The 17,912-nt window shown below is 53.4% G+C and carries 14 protein-coding genes; 5 read left to right on the forward strand and 9 right to left on the reverse strand.

What is annotated here, in order from left to right; genetic code table 11:
* Nucleotides 1-693: 693 nt before the first annotated feature.
* Together IT781_RS12095 and IT781_RS12100 are read left to right on the forward strand one after the other, a co-directional pair.
* A complete protein-coding gene (locus IT781_RS12095; protein ID WP_194970418.1) occupies nucleotides 694-1,086 on the forward strand; it encodes a Rap1a/Tai family immunity protein in 393 nt (130 codons plus the stop codon).
* 12 nt (nucleotides 1,087-1,098) lie between these two features.
* A complete protein-coding gene (locus IT781_RS12100; protein WP_194970419.1) occupies nucleotides 1,099-1,386 on the forward strand; it encodes a glycine zipper domain-containing protein in 288 nt (95 codons plus the stop codon).
* Between the two features lie 277 nt (nucleotides 1,387-1,663).
* Here IT781_RS12100 and IT781_RS12105 read toward each other — a convergent pair whose 3' ends face one another.
* The 7 genes from IT781_RS12105 to nirB all read right to left on the reverse strand — a co-directional run bounded on the left by IT781_RS12105 (nucleotide 1,664) and on the right by nirB (nucleotide 12,028).
* The gene (locus IT781_RS12105) at nucleotides 1,664-2,227 is read right to left on the reverse strand and encodes a YSC84-related protein (protein ID WP_194970420.1); all 564 of its coding nucleotides are present in this window, start codon (nucleotides 2,225-2,227) and stop codon (nucleotides 1,664-1,666) included.
* 343 nt (nucleotides 2,228-2,570) lie between these two features.
* On the reverse strand, nucleotides 2,571-3,902 hold the full coding sequence (locus IT781_RS12110; RefSeq protein ID WP_194970421.1) for a sensor domain-containing diguanylate cyclase: 1,332 nt from the start codon (nucleotides 3,900-3,902) through the stop codon (nucleotides 2,571-2,573).
* 192 nt (nucleotides 3,903-4,094) lie between these two features.
* Nucleotides 4,095-4,733, reverse strand: a complete 639-nt coding sequence (locus IT781_RS12115; RefSeq protein WP_228779113.1) for a TIGR02281 family clan AA aspartic protease — start codon at nucleotides 4,731-4,733, stop codon at nucleotides 4,095-4,097.
* A 510-nt stretch (nucleotides 4,734-5,243) separates the two neighbouring features.
* Nucleotides 5,244-7,901, reverse strand: coding sequence for a nitrate reductase (locus IT781_RS12120; protein ID WP_194970422.1), 2,658 nt, complete (start codon nucleotides 7,899-7,901; stop codon nucleotides 5,244-5,246).
* On the reverse strand, nucleotides 7,898-9,127 hold the full coding sequence (locus IT781_RS12125) for an NAD(P)/FAD-dependent oxidoreductase (RefSeq protein WP_194970423.1): 1,230 nt from the start codon (nucleotides 9,125-9,127) through the stop codon (nucleotides 7,898-7,900). The genes IT781_RS12120 and IT781_RS12125 overlap by 4 nt, the downstream gene beginning before the upstream one ends.
* A 28-nt stretch (nucleotides 9,128-9,155) precedes the next feature.
* Nucleotides 9,156-9,491: a nitrite reductase small subunit NirD gene (gene nirD, locus IT781_RS12130; RefSeq protein ID WP_194970424.1), complete on the reverse strand. Its 336-nt coding sequence runs from the start codon at nucleotides 9,489-9,491 to the stop codon at nucleotides 9,156-9,158.
* Nucleotides 9,488-12,028: a nitrite reductase large subunit NirB gene (gene nirB, locus IT781_RS12135; protein WP_194970425.1), complete on the reverse strand. Its 2,541-nt coding sequence runs from the start codon at nucleotides 12,026-12,028 to the stop codon at nucleotides 9,488-9,490. Before nirB ends, nirD begins: the two co-directional genes overlap by 4 nt.
* A 457-nt stretch (nucleotides 12,029-12,485) precedes the next feature.
* On the opposite strand from nirB, the gene IT781_RS12140 reads away from it, so the two are divergent.
* Both IT781_RS12140 and IT781_RS12145 read left to right on the forward strand, forming a co-directional pair.
* Nucleotides 12,486-13,964 (forward strand): MFS transporter, encoded by a 1,479-nt coding sequence (locus tag IT781_RS12140; protein ID WP_194970426.1) that lies wholly within the window; start codon nucleotides 12,486-12,488, stop codon nucleotides 13,962-13,964.
* Between the two features lie 2 nt (nucleotides 13,965-13,966).
* Complete coding sequence (locus tag IT781_RS12145) at nucleotides 13,967-14,545, forward strand: ANTAR domain-containing response regulator (RefSeq protein ID WP_194970427.1); 579 nt, start codon at nucleotides 13,967-13,969, stop codon at nucleotides 14,543-14,545.
* 196 nt (nucleotides 14,546-14,741) lie between these two features.
* Here IT781_RS12145 and IT781_RS12150 read toward each other — a convergent pair whose 3' ends face one another.
* Both IT781_RS12150 and IT781_RS12155 read right to left on the reverse strand, forming a co-directional pair.
* Nucleotides 14,742-15,221, reverse strand: a complete 480-nt coding sequence (locus IT781_RS12150; RefSeq protein WP_194970428.1) for a hypothetical protein — start codon at nucleotides 15,219-15,221, stop codon at nucleotides 14,742-14,744.
* A 178-nt stretch (nucleotides 15,222-15,399) separates the two neighbouring features.
* On the reverse strand, nucleotides 15,400-15,717 hold the full coding sequence (locus IT781_RS12155) for a hypothetical protein (RefSeq protein ID WP_194970429.1): 318 nt from the start codon (nucleotides 15,715-15,717) through the stop codon (nucleotides 15,400-15,402).
* Between the two features lie 686 nt (nucleotides 15,718-16,403).
* Here IT781_RS12155 and IT781_RS12160 point away from each other — a divergent pair.
* On the forward strand, nucleotides 16,404-17,780 hold the full coding sequence (locus tag IT781_RS12160; protein ID WP_194970430.1) for a CmpA/NrtA family ABC transporter substrate-binding protein: 1,377 nt from the start codon (nucleotides 16,404-16,406) through the stop codon (nucleotides 17,778-17,780).
* Nucleotides 17,781-17,912 lie beyond the last annotated feature (132 nt).

Genomic DNA, 17,912 nt, shown 5'->3' on the forward strand with positions numbered 1-17,912 from the left:
ACGACAAAGTCCCTCGGTAATTAGTCCGTCAGTTTCCCTCGGTAATCACACTTTTGCAAATTCTCTCATCATCAATCCCCTCAGAATTTAACCATCTGCTCTGTACGCAAGCCATAAAAAACCGCCTCCCTTTCCCGCCCGGCCACAAAGGAATCCAGACGCTGCACATGGTATCTGCCGATAATGCGCTGATAGCGTGCGCCAAAACCTACCGCGCCTTCCTCTTTCTCGCTTTGGGTGCTCGTGCATCGCCGACTTCAAATATAAGCTGACTGTCGATGCCGTCGAGAAACCTCTGGTAACCGAGCGCCGTGCCGATGGTGTCGTCGATTGACTGTCCAAGCGGGATTCGGTAACGGCCCATTCCCATCGGGCCATACAAGATCCCGACGTTTGCAACAGTGCTGCCCCCTCCCCCCCGGACTCTGCGCGATCCAAGTGAACCGGTTCCTGCAAATTCCATGTCAGATCCTGTGCCCTTGGAACAATATATTCACAATCTTATCCAATATATTGCATAAGACAGACGTTTGCTATGGACAGCATGAGAGGGGAGAGAAATGGCGTAAACATACGTCACGAAAAGGAACGAGACGCTTCTCCATATCAATATAGCGCCCTATTCATAAGGCGCTTCTCCCTGTTGTAGAGAATTTATTTCCCGCTAACAAAATAAAAAACGAGGAATGACATATGCAACTCAAACATCCAATCCCCCTCTTGTTGCTTGCTGTATTTACCATTGGCGCGGCAAATGCCGGCGTTACCGAGGATGATTTCGTAGCCAAGAAGACACAAAATTTGATCAATCTCTGTACGGCTTCGCCGCAAGACCCCCATTATCGGGACGCCATCCATTTTTGCCACGGTTATCTGGTCGGCGCTTTTCATTATTATCAGGCCTCAACGGCAGATAAACGGGAACTGAAGATGCTCTGTGCGCCGGAGCCTAAGCCCTCGCGCAATGAGGTAATCGACATGTTTGTCTCATGGGCTCAGCAGCACCCCGAATACATGAGCGAAATGCCGGTCGAAACGGAATTCAGGTTTTTAAATGAAAAATGGCCATGTAAAAAAGCCTACTAAAGGGGATACGATATGAAAAGATTGTTAATTTTAGTCATAGCGATATTAGCCACTATCAACTTGGCAAGTTGCACCGGCATGTCGGATACTCAGCAACGCTCTTTAACCGGAGGTTTGGGCGGTTCTGCCGCCGGCGCCGCCATCGGCGCGATGGCTGGCAATGCCGGCCTGGGCGCTGCCATTGGCGCTGCTGCCGGCACCGCGGGCGGTTATTTGTATGGCAAACACAAGGAATCAGAACAGAGGGCCTATCAGCAAGGACAAAGGGATGCCCTACAGCAACAACCGCCGCGTTATTAAATCTATCAGGGCTTGCGCAAGCATGCCTGTGGGGGCGACTTCGCCTAAAGCGCCCACTGTTGGTAGTCGCCTTGTCTATGTGGATATACCCGAATAGGCGACTAAAGTCCCCCCACAAGTTTTAATACAGTGTTTCTCCTTACTTCAGATTGCCTTGTTCCCAGCTTCTATCGATGAAAGAAAAGCAAGATGTGCAAATCCGGTCTATAAAACCGGCGCGGCAGGATGCGGTTACAACAGGAATCGCATCCTATCGCGTATCATCTGTCATCACCGGTTACGGATTGACCCTGGTGATCTTTGACCCTTCCAGATTAATGCCTGCCATCAACCCTCTCTGCCCGAATATGAATGCATAGACATCATCCTTGAGCGTCGTGGTACTCAGATTTCCCGCCGCGCCTGCGTCCAGGACAGCCACTGTCGGACCTATGCCGAGTTCAAATCCCTCGCTACGGTCGAGATAGGCAAGCGCTTCATCGTTCATAAAGAATAAAGCATAGTCGAACGACTGCACCCCGGCCTGAAGGCCGAATGAGCCGGCCACGATATTGTAATAACCCGCCGTCCGGCCTCTCTTGCGCAAAGCGCCCTTCCCGTACTGAGCACCGCCGATGAAGCCGGCCTTGACAATATTAGGAAACACCAGAATGCCTTTCGCCTTGGACGCCAGCAGCTTGGCAGAAGGCGCGGTTTCATAGAGCTTTGCCAAGGCGGCATCCACATCGCGGTCGATCTGAACCGCATCCGTTGTATCGGCTTGCTTATCGCCGGTGGATTCGCAGCCGGCCAGAGTCAAAACGAAAATCAGCAACAAGTTGAGCATTAGTGTCGGTTTCATGTGCGTACTCCTTTCGTTTCAGAAGATTGCATCGGATAGTGATGCATTCGCCACTTACAACTTCTTTGTCAACTGATACAGCAGTTCGTTCAGTGAAAGGGCTGCGCGATGCCTGTCATTAATTGACGCGCTGGCAGTGCGAATACCCGCAAGGGGCACAAGTGAATGCCCCTACACGGCATACTAAAACCGCGTAGCGTGGCAGCGTGTGTAGCCCCACCCTAACGTTTCTACGATACTCGCTAAGCGGCTTGCAGTTAATCATCGCCAAACATTCCGAACGGGACCGCCTGTCCCGTCCAGCTATGAAAAAAATCAGCAGAAATATTTATTTCCCTGTTTATCAATCACAGATCTTGAATGTATTGCGACCCATCGCTTTTGCCAGATAAAGACCTCTATCAGCTCTATTAAGCAGCGTCTCTATACAATCCTGCTCTCTACTGAAAACAGCAATTCCGATTGAGATAGTAGTATGCAATACCAAGCCGTCCTCCAGAACGATATCGGAGCGGGCGACATTTTTTTGCAGACGGTCAGCGACTTCGATTGCTCGTTGTCTGTCTGTCTGGGTAAGCAAGATAGCAAACTCTTCCCCTCCGATTCGGCCCAGCACATCCACTTCCCGAAGCTCTCCTTTCATGATGCGCGCTATTCCTTGCAAGACAATATCTCCCGCTTTATGCCCATATTTGTCATTGACGTTTTTGAAGAAATCAATGTCAACCATGATGACCGCCAGTGTATTGGCATAGCGCTGCATTCTTGCCATTTCAAGCTCAGCAAGTTCCATGAAATACCGGCGATTGGGAACCCCTGTTAAATAATCAATTCGCGCTTGGAGCTCAAGCTCTTCCTGAAGCTTTTTCAATCTTGTAATGTCCTGTACCGCGCTGATCAGGCCCATTGGCTGTTCATCAGCATCTTTTAACAGGGATACGGATAAGTGCACCCAGGCAATTGATCCGTCTTTACGGATATAACGTTTTTCAAGATTGTAACTGCTGTCCAAACCGTTGACCAGCCTATCCATCAACAGCAAATCGGTTTCCAAATCATCTGGAACTGTGATTTGCTGGAAGCTTTTTTTGACGTTTAATAATTCTTCCCGGCTATAGCCGGTAATACGGCAATACGTATTATTGACAAACTGGAACGACCCATCCAGAGATACCTGCGCGATGCCGACGCCCGCATTTTCAAATATGCCCCGGAATCGTCTCTCGCTTGCATGCAGCGCATCTTCAGTTTTTTTGAGCTTGTCTATGTCAGTGTGGGTTCCGCTCATGCGCAATGGTTTGCCGTCTCCATCGCGCTGCACAATGCGCGCGCGATCAAGAATCCATTTATAACTTCCCTTCTTGGTTTTCATGCGATACATGAGTTCGTGCTCCGCCGCATGCCCTTCAAGGACAGCATTAATCGATGCCCAGGCTCGATCCCTGTCATCCGGATGAACAAAGTCCGTCCACTGTTGAGTAGTAAACTCTATATCATCAAACTCGAATCCGAGCATTTCAGCCCAGATAGCATTGCGCTTGACTTCGTTAGTGGCGATATTCCAATCCCAAAAGCCCAATTGGCTGCCCTCCAGCACCCGAGTCAGACTTTCTAAGCTTTGTTTCAATTCATCAGCTTCCTGGCAATCAAATTCAGACTCATTGGTTATGCGCATAAAAATTCCCTGATTCAAGGAAAGGGGGTAATTGCGCGTGAACCACATCTACTATTTTTTTCACTTCCAGCTCCTGGCTTTTACCCGCTAAACAATTAACCACAAGCAAAAACAATGCCGTATAAATTATTACTGATCAGTTTAGAAACTGTCGGCTCGCCAATATTCTATGCCGTTATACAATTGACCACCTCATTTTTTAAACAGGGTAATCAATTTGGTTTGATCATCAATGACCAGCTTATACCGCCCTAAAACGCTCATTCCTAACAAACGGGTATTCCCTAAAAGAGAGTCGTCGATAAAAGCCGCATCGACATTTTCCAGGGTTTCTCCCGCTATTCTGACTTCCTGCAATGTCCCGACCTTGGCATTCACTGTGCCGTTCGCCGTTTGCATTTCATGACGGGTTAATTTTTCGTCAGTCATGCCCAGCGTATTGATCATGGACTGCGGCAATACCATCAAATCGGCGCCGGTATCGATCATCATGTCTAGCGTCTGCCATACTGAGCCGTTGCCCGAAATGGATACGGATACCAGAAAATGCCCGTCTTGATAACGTGTTGGCAAAATGATGCGGTCGGCGCCGGTTTTCTGCTTTTTATTGATAATGACGACCTGCTCGATCTGGCCTTTGGCATTTCGGCTGATGACATGATTGTAGGCCGCCAAGGCCTGCTTGAGCTGCTGCTCCAAACTGCCGCTCACCCTGACTTTCAGCTCGTTGCCTACTTTTTCCAATCCGATTACTTGAATATTCAGGCGTTCTTGCAGTGATTGGATTTGACTATATAAGTCGTCATCCTCTTCGACAGCCTTCGCTTGCATGCAGAAAGCGGTCGTGATCAGAAAAAAAAGGCTTATGAAACGCAGGCGCATTCCGGCAGAAAGGAGGCAGCGGATGATTCGGTAACTATCGTCATGGAACCGTAGTGTCAAAGAGCTTAAGTACACAGGTGAATCCCACTAATTAGATACTGAAAAATGGGGGGAAAAGAGGTCTTTTCCCCAAGATACAGTTATAAAAGAGATGATCCAACGAACTGTAGAAATAAGGATCCGGATAAGCATGCTGAATTCAAACCGACATTAAAACTGCCGAGACCATAACCACCAGAGTTCCTCTCTCCTCTGGCGCCTCCTCCTACACGCATTTTGTATCGACGGTTAAAAAGCAACGCTTTCTTATTACTTTTTCTTTATCCGGATCGGAAAAAGAATAAGCGTCAAGCTAATAATTGTGAATACGTGCAAATACTTATACAGTTATTGACTCTTCGCGTTTTGGTCTTCAACCACATTTTATTTTGGCCCTAGCGGGCAAAAAACGGGAGATTTTTACAAGAGCGCTTTAATCTCGGGCAGACAAGATCCACAGTTGGTGCCCGCTTTCAAGCAGTTGCCGATATCCCGGACCGTCTTCAGGCCCTGCTCTTGAATGGCAGACCGGATGGTTTTTTCGCCGACATTGAAGCAGACACAAACGATGTTGCCGCAATCCGGTACGCCTTGGGGCGGCATACCCGTCAACAGCGCTTTCCTGTCCGATTGTTCCAGAAAATCCTTATCGAACAGGCTTGCCAGCCAGTTGCGCTCGGGGAGGTTGTGATGGGGCGATATGACGAGCACGCTTTCCAGCCTGTTATCGATGATCCGCGCCGCCCGGTAATGCCCCAGTCCGGAATCGTGGTATTCCTGCCAGTCGGGAATTTGCCCGCTGCCCCCTAGCCTGGCTCTCGCCCAGTCCGGCCAGCTTGGCGGCAGCGTGTTTCCGGCCAGTTCGTAACGATAGAATGATTCGCCCTTGCTTTTCGCCCAGTACTCGACATCGTTGAAGGCCAGTTCGCGCCGCGACAGGACAAAGCCATGCCAGGCGGCCTGATACGATGAAATGCGCACCGGCGTGTGCTTGCTTTCCGGCTGTCTGGAAACAGGATCGATCGCCGGATTGACCAACGCCCCCATGCGGCCGCGGCTGGCAAACTGTTCCGACCAGTGCATCGGCACGAACAGGCTGCCCGGTTGCTGATCGGAAGTTACCTGGACGCGGGCTAGCATCGAGCCCCAGGCGCTCTCAAGCAAGGCCAGGCTGTCCGGCAACAGGCCATGACGCGCGGCATCCAGCGGATGCACATCGACAAAGACTTCCGGCTTGTGCTGATTCAGTCTGGCGGCCAGGCCGGTGCGGGTCATGGTATGCCATTGATCGCGCAGGCGGCCGGTGTTTAACACCAGCGGATAATCTTTGTTCGGCGCATTGCTCGGCGGCCTGGGTGTGATGGCCACAAACTGCGCCTTGCCCGCTGCATTAAAAAAGCGGCTGTCGTCAAACATTCTCGCCCGGCCGTAAGGATTAGCCTGATTCACCGGCCACTGTATCGGTTGCAGATTGTCGTATTCATGCGCGCTGATATCGGCTAAAGCGGAAATATCGAAATCGCGCAGTCCGTGCCGACTGTCGTTTTCAAAGCCTGACAAGGCCGCATGCTCGCGGAAAATCTCGACCGGGCTTTGATAAGGAAAGGCTTGGCCGAACCCCAAACGCCGCGCTACCTGGGTAATGATCCACCAGTCGGGCTTGGCATCGCCGGCCGGGGCAAACAGGGTCCGCTGCCGGGAAATGCGCCGCTCGGAATTGGTGACCGTGCCGTCTTTTTCGCTCCAGCCTTGCGCCGGCAGCAGAACGTGCGCCAGCTTGGCGGTGTCGGTATCGGCAATGCAGTCGGAAACCACCACAAACGGACATTGCCGCAACGCCTGTCTGACCTTGTCGGCATTGGGCAGGCTGACCACAGGATTGGTGCCCATGATCCAGACGGCTTTGACCTTGCCGTCGTAAATCGCATCGAACAATTCAACCGCCGATAAACCGGGCTTGCCGGCAATCGTCGGGCTTCCCCAGAACCGCTCCACCCTATCGATATCGGCCGGATTGGAAAAATCCATGTGGGCAGCCAACTGATTCGCCAGACCGCCGACTTCGCGCCCGCCCATGGCATTGGGCTGGCCAGTCAACGAAAACGGCCCCATGCCCGGCTTGCCGATGCGGCCGGTCGCCAGGTGACAGTTGATGATGCTGTTGACCTTGTCGGTACCGGATGAGGATTGATTGACGCCCTGGCTGTAGAGGCTCATCACTTTATGATGCCCGGCAAACCAGCGGTAGAAAGTCCGCACGTCCCCCGCAGGCAGGCGGCAGGCTTCGGCCACCTGCTCTATCGATTGACTGCTGGCCGCTGCCGCATTCAGGGCAGCCGCGAAGCCTTCGGTATGCGTTTCGATATAGCGCCGATCGATGGCGTGCCGTTGCTGCAAATACTGCAGCAAGCCATTGAACAGCATGGCATCGCTGCCGCCGGCGATCGGCAAATGCAGATCGGCAATATCGCAGCTGCCGGTTCTGCGCGGATCGATGACGACAATCTTCAGCTGCGGATTGGCCGTTTTGGCGGCCCGGATGCGCTGGAAAATCACCGGATGGCACCAGGCGGCATTGGAGCCGACCAGCACGATCATCTCGGCCAGTTCAAGATCTTCATAGCATCCGGGAACGGTATCGGCGCCGAACGCGCGCTTATGCCCGGACACCGACGAGGACATGCACAGGCGGCTGTTGGTGTCGATATTGGCACTGCCGATAAAGCCTTTCATCAGCTTGTTGGCGACATAATAGTCTTCGGTCAGCAACTGTCCCGAGGCGTAGATGGCTACGGCATCGGCGCCGTATCGGGCGATGGTGTCGCTGAACGATTCGGCGACCCGATCCAGCGCCTCCGGCCAACTGCTGCGCTGGCCGTAGACTTCAGGATGCAGCAGACGGCCTTTCAGCCCGACCGTATCGCCCAGCGCCGACCCCTTCGAGCACAGGCGGCCGAAATTGGCCGGATGCGTTTTGTCACCCCGGATGTTCAGCAGATGCTTGATCTCGTCTACGCCGGCCTCGATGCCGCAACCGACGCCGCAGTAAGGGCACGTTGTCTTCACGTATTCAGTCATAAGGTTGCCATAAGCCCTTTGCCAAAAATCAGTTGTTCTCTGATACCTGAAATATCTGCCTCCTGCTCCAGCAGTTCCTGGTACCAGCTGCCGTCAATTGTATCCTCATACAGCACTGCGCCGCGCAATTTGTTGTCCCGGATCACCAGTTTCTTGTAAATGCCCGAAGACGGATCGCTGAATCGGATGGTTTCGCACTGTTGCCCGTCACCCTGAATATCGCCTACGGAGAACAGGTTGATGCCGGTCACTTTGAGCCGGGTAGCGGTCGGCAGATTGACGTATCCGGCCATGCCGTGCCTACTGAGATGGTTGGCGCAGACTTTGGCCTGCTCAAACAGCGGCGCCACCAAGCCAAATGTGTCGCCGCGGTGCTGGATACATTCGCCTACCGCATAAATGCAGGGATCGTAGGTTTGCAGCGTATCGTTGACGACGATGCCGCGCTCGCAATAAAGCCCGGCCTGCCTGGCCAACGCGATATTGGGCTGCACGCCGATGGCCAGAACGAACAGATCGCATGCCAGCTCACTGCCGTCCGTAAAACGCACGGCCTGAATATGGCCTGTATCGTCACCGGCCAGCTCGCTGACCTGGGCGGCCATTTTGAATTGCAGCCCCCGCCGTTCCAGCGCCGTTTGCAGCATATCGCCTGCCTGTCTATCCATTTGCCGGTTGAGCAGCACGTCGTTGTTATGGATCACCGTCACTTGCATGCCCTGTACCACAAGCCCATTGGCAGCCTCCAGGCCCAGCAACCCGCCGCCCAATACCACGGCCCTTTTGTGCTTTTTGCTGTATGCCAGCATGGTGTTGACATCGAAGATATCCCTGAAAGTGATCACGCCGCTCAGGTCGGCGCCGGGGATATCGGGCACCACCGGCTTCGAGCCGGTGGCGATCAACAGACGGTCATACTCGGCCGCAGTGCCGTCCCGGGCAACCACTTTGCGCAGACCGCGCTCGATCCGCACCACGGCCTTATCGGGGCCGGCATGCAGGCGGATGCCACGGCCGGCATACCATTGACGGTCATGCGTGACGATCTCCTCCAGTGTCTTCTCGCCGCACAACACGGACGACAACATGACGCGGTTGTAATTGCCGTAGGGTTCGGCGCCGAAAACGGTAATGTCGTACTGATCCGGCGCCGCCAACAGCAATTCCTCCACCGTGCGTATCCCGGCCATGCCGTTGCCGATTACCACTAAGCGTTGTTTTTTCATGTCGAGTCCCCAATCTGTGTTTAATAACTCACTCGCCCGCCATTTTTACCGCCACGCGGTCTTCGATGACTCGCACCGGATAAGTAGCGATCCTGATCGCGTCATTTTCGAAACAGGCGCCGGTTTTCAGGCTGTAGTGCTGTTTATACAGCGGCGATGCCAACATCGGCTCGCCGCCCAGATCGCCGATCATGCCGCGCGACAGGACGTTGGCCTTGCCGATCGGATCAAAATTGGCGACTGCATAGATTTCCTGAATTCTGGCCAGATAAAACAGGGCGACCTGCCTGCCTGCCACTAGCGCACAAACGCCGGAGTCTGGCTGCAGATCATCCAATGTACACACATCGATCCAATTGCTCATGCGACCTCCTCGATCAGTTGAAAATGACGACGTTCATGCGGTTGGGCCGGACGCTTCTGACCGCGCTCTTCGACATGCACGATATGGTCATCGGCCTCGTCGCTGTTAATGAAGTGCTGAAAGCGCTTCAGGCTGTTTTCGTCTTGCAGCGTGGTTTTCCATTCGCACTGATAGCTGCCGATAATGTGCTGCATCTGCCGCTCCAGTTCGTCGCATAGCCCCAGCTTGTCGTCGATAACCACAGATTTCAGGTAATCCAGGCCGCCTTCCAGGTTCTCCAACCACACGGACGTGCGCTGCAGGCGGTCGGCCGTGCGCACGTAAAAAATCAGCACGCGGTCGATGAGCCTGATCAAATCTTCCTTACTCAGATTAGTGGCGAACAGATCGGCATGGCGCGGCTTCATGCCGCCGTTGCCGCAGACATACAGACTCCAGCCGCCTTCGGTGGCGATAACGCCGATGTCCTTGCTCTGGGCTTCGGCGCACTCGCGGGTGCAGCCGGAAACCGCAAACTTGATCTTGTGCGGCGCCCGCAGGCCCTTGTAGCGGTTTTCCAGTGTTATCGCCAGCCCGACACTGTCATTGACGCCGTAACGGCACCAAGTACTGCCGACACAGGACTTAACCGTGCGCAGGGATTTGCCGTAAGCATGGCCGGATTCGAAGCCGGCATCGATCAGCTCTTTCCAGATAACTGGCAGTTGCTCGACACGGGCGCCGAACAGATCGACGCGCTGGCCGCCCGTGATTTTGGTGTACAAACCGTATTTCTTTGCCACCTTCCCCAATACGATCAGGCCATCCGGCGTGATCTCCCCGCCGGGGATGCGCGGCACGATCGAGTAAGTGCCGTCTTTCTGTATATTGGCCAGAAAGGCGTCATTGGTATCCTGCAAGCCGATGTGCGGTTTTTCCAGAACATATTCGTTCCAGTAAGACGCCAGAATCGAACCGACCGCCTGCTTGCAGACTTCGCAGCCCAGGCCGCGGCCGTGCTGGTCCAGCAGCTCGGCGAAGGTTTTGATCCGGCCGACCCGAATCAGGTTGTACAAGTCCTGGCGAGTGTACGGGAAGTGCTCGCAGATGTCGGTATTGATTTCGACCCCGGCCTTTTTCAGTTCGCAGTCCAGCACTGATTTCAGTAACGCCCCGCAGCCGCCGCAGCCGGTGCCGGCTTTGGTTTCGGCTTTCAGGGCCGGCACCGTGGCGCAGCCGCCGGCAATGGCGTTGCAGACATCGCCTTTGGAGACGGCATAGCAGGAGCAGATTTGCGCCGACTCCGGCAAGGCATCCGGCCCCAGCCCCGCCGGTTGCCCGGAGCGCGACGGCAAAATCAAGGCATCCGGGTTTTCCGGCAGTTCAATGCCGTTCAGGCAATACTGCAGCAAGGTGCTGTAACCGCCGGCATCGCCGACCAGCACAGCGCCCAGCAAGTGTTTGCTATCGGCGCTGACCACCAGCCGCTTGTAGATATCGGCGCGGCCGTCCTGATACGTGTAAACCAGGGCGCCCGGCGTTCTGGCATGGGCATCGCCGATACTGGCGACATCAACGCCCATCAGTTTCAGTTTGGTGCTCATGTCGGCGCCGGTAAACGGCTGTTCCTGGCCGGCCAAATGCGCGGCCACGCTGCGCGCCATGCTGTAGCCCGGCGCCACGAGGCCGAAAATCTGGCCGTTCCATGATGCGCACTCGCCAATCGCGTAAATGTCATCGTCCGACGTCCGGCACTGGTTATCGATGACGATGCCGCCGCGTACCCCCACGTCCAGGCCACAGGCGCGGGCGATGCCGTCGCGCGGCCGTATGCCAGCGGAAAACAGCACGATGTCGGTTTCCAGCATTTCGCCGTCGGCGAAATGCATTTTGTGCAGGCACTGCTCGCCGTCCTTGATCAGCGTCGTATTTTTGTTGAGATGGACTGTCACGCCCAAATCCTCGATCTTGCGTTTCAGTAATGCCCCGCCGTTTTCATCGAGCTGTACGGCCATCAAGCGCGGCGCAAATTCGACGACATGGGTTTCCAGTCCCAGATCCCGCAAGGCTTTCGCCGCCTCCAGCCCCAGCAGGCCGCCGCCGACCACCGCCCCGACTTTCGATTGTTTGGCGGCGGCGGTAATGGCTTCCAGGTCCTCGATCGTGCGATACACCAGGCACTGGGTACGTCCATTCCCCGGCACGGGCGGCACGAACGGACAGGAGCCGGTGGCCAGCACCAGTTTATCGTAGTCGACTGTCACGCCGTTGGCTGAAAGCACCTGCTTGCGCTGCCGATCAATGCTGACCACTTTGTCATTCAAATAAAGCGTGATCGCGTTATTCTGGAAGAAACCGTCCTCAACCAAAGACAGATCATCGGCGCTCTTGCCGGCAAAATAGTCCGACAGATGCACCCGATCGTAAGCCGGTCTGGGTTCTTCGCAGAAAGTCACGATTCGGTAGCGGTCTTTCGCAGCGCTGCTGACCAGTTCGGCCAGGAAGTACTGCCCGACCATGCCGTTACCGATGACAACCAGGGTTTGTTTGTTGTTCATGTGCACCTCATATAGCTTTTATGTTGCGTCTGCCGCCCGTTTTGGGCGCCAAATCCCGCTGGCTTGCCTGAACATTTTTTTGTCCCAAAAAAAAAGGCGACCTGCTATACATGACGGATCATGCAAACAGGACGCCTTTGTCCATAACAAAACAAAATTAACGTTCAAGGAGACTTCTAATCTGATAGAAGCAATATCGATGCCAATCGTTACACTTCAATAAATTCGATGACTGCATGAATAGGCTGCGCGCATATGCCATTCTCGTTGCACTCAAATAATGCAGATTCACCGCTAATACGCACCATCATGGCTCATATCAGGAGCCGGCATGAGCTAATGGCGCTTTAATTCCCCCGTGGCATATAACCTGCTTGACGTGAATCCGGCTGCCCCTTAATCGCATCGATCTTTATCCCAGGGCAGATACCGATATTCACCAACCTGGAACCAAACCATGTCAATCGCATCATTCAAGCTGCTGCCCATGCGCGGCAAAATTAAAATTCTGCATATGAGCTGGATGGCTTTTTTCATCAGTTTCGTCATCTGGTTCAACCACGCGCCGCTGATGGTGCTGATCCAGCAGGAGCTGGGCATCAGCGACGGCGAGGTGGAAATCATTCTGTTGCTGAACGTGGCCCTGACTATTCCCGCGCGGGTCATCATCGGCATGGTCGTAGACCGCTTCGGCGCCAGGATCAGTTACAGTGTATTGCTGGCGGTGTGCAGCGTGCCGTGCTTCATGTTCGCGCTGGCGGAAAATTTCGCCGAACTGGCCTGGGCGAGATTTTTACTGGGCTTTATCGGTGCGGGCTTCGTGGTCGGCGTGCGCATCATCGGCGACTGGTTTCCGTCCAGCCAGATGGGAACCGCCGAAGGCATTTACGCGGGCTGGGGCAACTTCGGCTCGGCCTTCGCCGCCATCGTGCTGCCTGGCCTGGCGTTTTATTTTGGTGCAGAGAACGGCTGGCGCTATGCGATCGCGCTGACTGGCCTGACCGCGCTGGTTTATTCGTTCATTTATTACCGCAATGTCGAAAACCTGCCCGTCGAACTGGCCGGATTGAAGAGCAAACGCGCGTCGACCATGGAAGTCACCAGCATCGAGGATTTGTTTCTGTACATTCTCAGCCTGCTGCCCTTGTATGCCGCTTTATCATTGCTGACCTGGAAGCTGTCGTCGCCGGCCAGCCCGATCCTGTCGCCGGGCTGGGCCATAGTGATGCATCTGTTTATCCTGGCCGTCTTTCTGGTTCACGCCTGGCAATTGGTTCAAACCAACGCCGAGCGCCTGAGCCGGCCGATACCGAGTATCCATCATTACCGCTACCGGCAGGTCTTCGTTCTGGCCATTGCCTACCTGATCACCTTCGGTTCCAAACTGGCGGTATTGTCGATGCTGCCGATATTCTTTTTCAATACGTTCAACGGCACGCAGGATCTGTCCATGCTGGATGCAGGCTTGCTGGCTTCCAGCTTTGTGATCACCAACGTGATCGCCCGCCCGGCCGGCGGCTGGCTGAGCGACCAGATCGGCCGCAAGTTGTCGCTGGCGCTATTCAGCGTTGGGTTGACCGGCGGCTATTTGCTGATGGCTCTGATCACGCCGCAATGGTCGATCGCATCGGCCGTGCTGGCAACCTTGATCTGCGCGGTTTTCATGCAGGCCGCCGAGGGCGCCATCTTTGCTTTCGTGCCGCTGGTCAGGCGGGCGATCACCGGCGAGGTGGCCGGCATCGTCGGCGCCTACGGCAATGCCGGCGCCATCATTTTTCTGATTCTGCTGACCTTCCTGTCGCCCGCCGGCTTTTTCCTGCTGCTGGGCGGCTGCTCTCTTTCACTGGTGGGCCTGGTGCGATATCTCGACGAACCGCGCAATTTCATTACCGAGATCATGCCGGACGGCTCTATTGTCAAGATTGAGCTGGAATAGCTATGACGAAGCCCAAAGTCCTGATTATCGAGGAATTCGACAACGAACGCCTGCTGGAAAAAAGCCTGCGGCAGCATGGCTATGAGGCGGCAACCTTGAGACTGCAAGCGCTGAATCTTCCGGAAGTCATCGGCGGCCTGCAGCCCGATGTGGCAGTGCTGAACCTTTACTCGCCCGGCGACAAGGTTCTGGAAATGGTGCTGGACATCAACCAAAACCATTCAATACCGGTCGTGATGTTTGCCGAAGATCAGCAGACCGATACCATCAATAAAGTGATCAAAGCCGGCGTCAGCGCCTATATCATCGATGGCCTGGACCCCAATCGGATCAAAACCATCATTGAAATCGCCATCGCCCGCTTCAAGGAACAGCAGGCCTTGAAAGAGGAATTGAAAAAAACCAAAACCCAACTGGAAGACCGCAAACAAATCGATCGCGCCAAGGCGATCCTGATCAAGTCCCAAGGCTACAGTGAAGACGAGGCTTATCGCGCTTTACGCAAACTGGCGATGGATCGCAAGATTTCACTGGGTGAAATGGCCAAGAACGTCATCGCGATGGCCGAACTGTTTAAATGATCAGCTGCAGGCAGACAATTTGCCCGCCTGTAGGGCTGAATTCATTCGGCCCTGAACTGCGGCTGGACGGGGCATGTTGCCCTGTCCAAAACGTTCAGCTTTGGTTTAGCGTAACCTCTCAGCTCAGCTATTGCAGAAACGTTAGGGACGGGGTTGCAAACCTCGTCCCGCTGGTCGGATCGCCGTCACGTCCGTGTCATTCCTCTAATGGTTCTTCAAGGTATATTCGGCTAAGTTTCCAGATGTTACCAATACGTGTGAATTCCATGGATAAAATGAAAGCAAAATCGGCGCTTTGTTGGTCGTTGGGGGCCAGTGTGGTTTTCTCCAGGATTGCTTCCCGCAGATTCTTATCAATAACTTTTCCGCCGACGACAACCGAATCCTCAAGTTGATCCATGGCTTTGTCGTAGACTTCCTTTACAAACTTGTCTCGACCAACCGGAATTACTCGATCGGAATCCATTGGTCCCCGTGTTTCCAAAGGGAACTGAGTCATTTCGGCAACTCTGGTTTTGTCGTTTTTTTCGACGGCCTGGCGAAATTGATTCCAGAATTGCTGTAAGTCCTCCGCGGCGATGGCCGAAGTCGTGCAGGCAGACAACAAAATTACTAAAAAAAGCAAATAAATACTTTTGGCACCATGTCCATATTCCTTTAGCCAGCAAGCGGCCAACGCATCACTTTTCGTTGCCAGGAGGATTTCGGAAATCTGGATTCTTTTACCCGATCGCCTTGATTGCCGCCAAGTATTTTATAGTGGGTTATGTTTCCTCGATGAGAAAGCCGACATGATTTCCTGATGAGGTAAGGCTCGAATTTGCTGCACTAGGTTTATCAATAACAATTATTTGTTAAAGGTCGTCATCTAAGAGCTTGTAACAAATGGATTTATATTTAGCGCAGACTAGCGCGTCGTCAAGACTTTTAAAAGTTCCCCAAAATCTGAGAAAGCCCTCAATTGAGCCATACACTGAAAACTCATGTTCATTGCGAATAATAAACGGCTTTTTAGGGATTTTTCCCCCTATAAGTAGTGGATTGATTAAATATCCGTTAACGAAATCTTCTGCTAAATATTCAACATCATCTTCGATTTTAAATTTAACTAAGCGCATGATAATTTCACCATATAGTCCAAACTTGGAAGCTTGATTAGTACGAGCAGTCAAGTTAAGCGCCCAGACAACCAAAAATATCAACCTTGAGCCTGAACTGATATCCAGCTTATCTTGAGTTTGAGCTTGAGCTTGAGATTGAGCTTGAGCTTGAGCTAAGCTGGATATATTAGATGGATGAAATTACATATTCAATACAAAAAATTACATAGGCGTGATAAGGACTACAGTTGTAATCTCCATACACGGCAAAAAAGTTGACTGATTGATTTACAAGGAAGGCAAATAAAGGACTTGAAAGTCCATCGCTAATCGATTTCTGCAGTCCCGCTTCGCCGAATTAATGCTGTAGCGGGACGGAGTTGCAAACCCCATTCTGCTTGGGGATATATGTCTGCCTGTACCTGTACGTAACTTCGGATAACGATTCTGGCGCACCAATTCTCAGCAAAACGCACCAACCCTGTGCCGTTAATCCTGTGGTTTCTGCACACAAAACAGGCAAACCCAGGCGAATCCGAGCAACAGGCGATCACCAAGCCAGCATTTATCAACACGAACAGCCTAGATCTACCATTTGGCATCCGAATTGCATTAAGTACTTCAGAACTCCACCGTCGGAGTCAAGAAAACGGCTCACTGTAGAGCAAACGGGACAAAGGCGTCTTTCGGGCATTGCTATCCGGCAATGGCACGAAGACGCCTTTTTTATTTTTCGCGGTTTTTGTCTAGGGCTCACTATGAAAATAATAACTACGTTCACCGCTAAAAAATTGTGGTTGGCAGCATCCGTATTGACCATTTCCACTCATCTGGCTGCGGCTGGCAAACTGGAGAAGGAAGACCTGAAATTCGGCTTTATCAAGCTCACCGATATGGCCCCTTTGGCGGTTGCTTATGAAAAGGGGTTCTTCGAGGACGAAGGCCTGTACGTGCAACTGGAAGCCCAGGCAAACTGGAAAGTCGTTCTGGACCGCGTCATCAGCGGCGAGTTGGACGGCTCGCATATGCTGGCGCCGGCCCCTTTGGGCGCCAGCATCGGCTTCGGCACCAAGGCCGATATCGTAACCGCCTTCAGCATGGGCTTCAACGGCAACGCCATTACCCTTTCAAACGAGATCTGGAAACAGATGAAGCCGAACGTGCCTGTTGCGGACGGCAAATTGATACGCCCGGTTAAAGCCGATGCCCTCAAGCCTGTCGTCGATAAATACAAAAGCCAAGGCAAGCCTTTCAACATGGCCATGACCTTTCCGGTCGGCAGCCATAACCTGAAATTGCGCTACTGGCTAGCGGCCGGCGGCATCAAGCCGGGCTATTACGAACCGCCCCAAGACATCTCGGGCCAGATCGATGCCGAGGCCATGCTATCCGTGACGCCGCCCCCGCAAATGCCCGCCACGCTCGAAGCGGGCACCATTTACGGATATTGCGTAGGCGAGCCCTGGAACCAGCAGGCGGTATTCAAGGGTATAGGCGTGCCGGTCATTACCGACGAGGAACTCTGGAAAAACACGCCCGAAAAAGTGTTCGGCGTCACCCAGGCATGGGCCGACAAATACCCCAACACCCATAAAGCCGTCATCAAGGCTTTGATCCGCGCCGCCATTTGGCTGGATGAGGACAACAATAAAAACCGCAAGGAAGCGATCGGAATGCTGTCGCAGACGCAATATGTCGGCGCCGACCAGGAAGTGCTCGCCAACAGCATGACCGGCACTTTTGAATACGAAAAAGGCGACAAGCGCCCCCTGCCCGATTTCAACACGTTCTTCCGCAATAGCGCCAGTTATCCTTCCTACGACAGCGCGGTCTGGTATCTGACCCAGATGCGACGCTGGGGCCAGATCAACGAATACAAACCCGACAGCTGGTATCTGGAAACGGCCAGAAAAGTCTATCGCCCCGATATTTACCTGGCCGCGGCCAAGGAACTGATCGCCGAAGGCAAGGCCAAGGCCGGCGATTTCCCGGCCGATACCGGCCTCAAGCCGGCGCAAGATTTCTTCATCGACAAGATTGCGTTCGATGCCAGCAAGCCCAACGACTATCTGGCCAAATTCCCGATCGGTTTGAAAGGAAAACAAAAAATAGTCGGCGGCAAGATAACTGAATAACCCTTTAAACAAGCTTGATCGTGAGCCCTCTGGCTAAACAACGGAAGTTTATAAGGTGCAGGGAAGCATCTTTTTTTAATAGCCATCGAGCCGCTCAGACTTCATGCAAAAGCCCCACAGAGGGAGGTGTCC

This window comes from Methylobacter sp. BlB1, assembly GCF_015476545.1.
Lineage (GTDB): Bacteria > Pseudomonadota > Gammaproteobacteria > Methylococcales > Methylomonadaceae > Methylobacter.

Coding starts and splice junctions, on each gene's coding strand:
- IT781_RS12115 (WP_228779113.1), bottom strand. CDS start 4,733: ATGCAAGCGAAGGCTGTCGAAGAGGATGACGACTTATATAGTCAAATC.
- IT781_RS12120 (WP_194970422.1), bottom strand. CDS start 7,901: ATGACTGAATACGTGAAGACAACGTGCCCTTACTGCGGCGTCGGTTGC.
- IT781_RS12110 (WP_194970421.1), bottom strand. CDS start 3,902: ATGCGCATAACCAATGAGTCTGAATTTGATTGCCAGGAAGCTGATGAA.
- nirD (WP_194970424.1), bottom strand. CDS start 9,491: ATGAGCAATTGGATCGATGTGTGTACATTGGATGATCTGCAGCCAGAC.
- IT781_RS12160 (WP_194970430.1), top strand. CDS start 16,404: ATGAAAATAATAACTACGTTCACCGCTAAAAAATTGTGGTTGGCAGCA.
- IT781_RS12100 (WP_194970419.1), top strand. CDS start 1,099: ATGAAAAGATTGTTAATTTTAGTCATAGCGATATTAGCCACTATCAAC.
- IT781_RS12095 (WP_194970418.1), top strand. CDS start 694: ATGCAACTCAAACATCCAATCCCCCTCTTGTTGCTTGCTGTATTTACC.
- IT781_RS12140 (WP_194970426.1), top strand. CDS start 12,486: ATGTCAATCGCATCATTCAAGCTGCTGCCCATGCGCGGCAAAATTAAA.
- IT781_RS12145 (WP_194970427.1), top strand. CDS start 13,967: ATGACGAAGCCCAAAGTCCTGATTATCGAGGAATTCGACAACGAACGC.
- IT781_RS12125 (WP_194970423.1), bottom strand. CDS start 9,127: ATGAAAAAACAACGCTTAGTGGTAATCGGCAACGGCATGGCCGGGATA.
- IT781_RS12105 (WP_194970420.1), bottom strand. CDS start 2,227: ATGAAACCGACACTAATGCTCAACTTGTTGCTGATTTTCGTTTTGACT.
- nirB (WP_194970425.1), bottom strand. CDS start 12,028: ATGAACAACAAACAAACCCTGGTTGTCATCGGTAACGGCATGGTCGGG.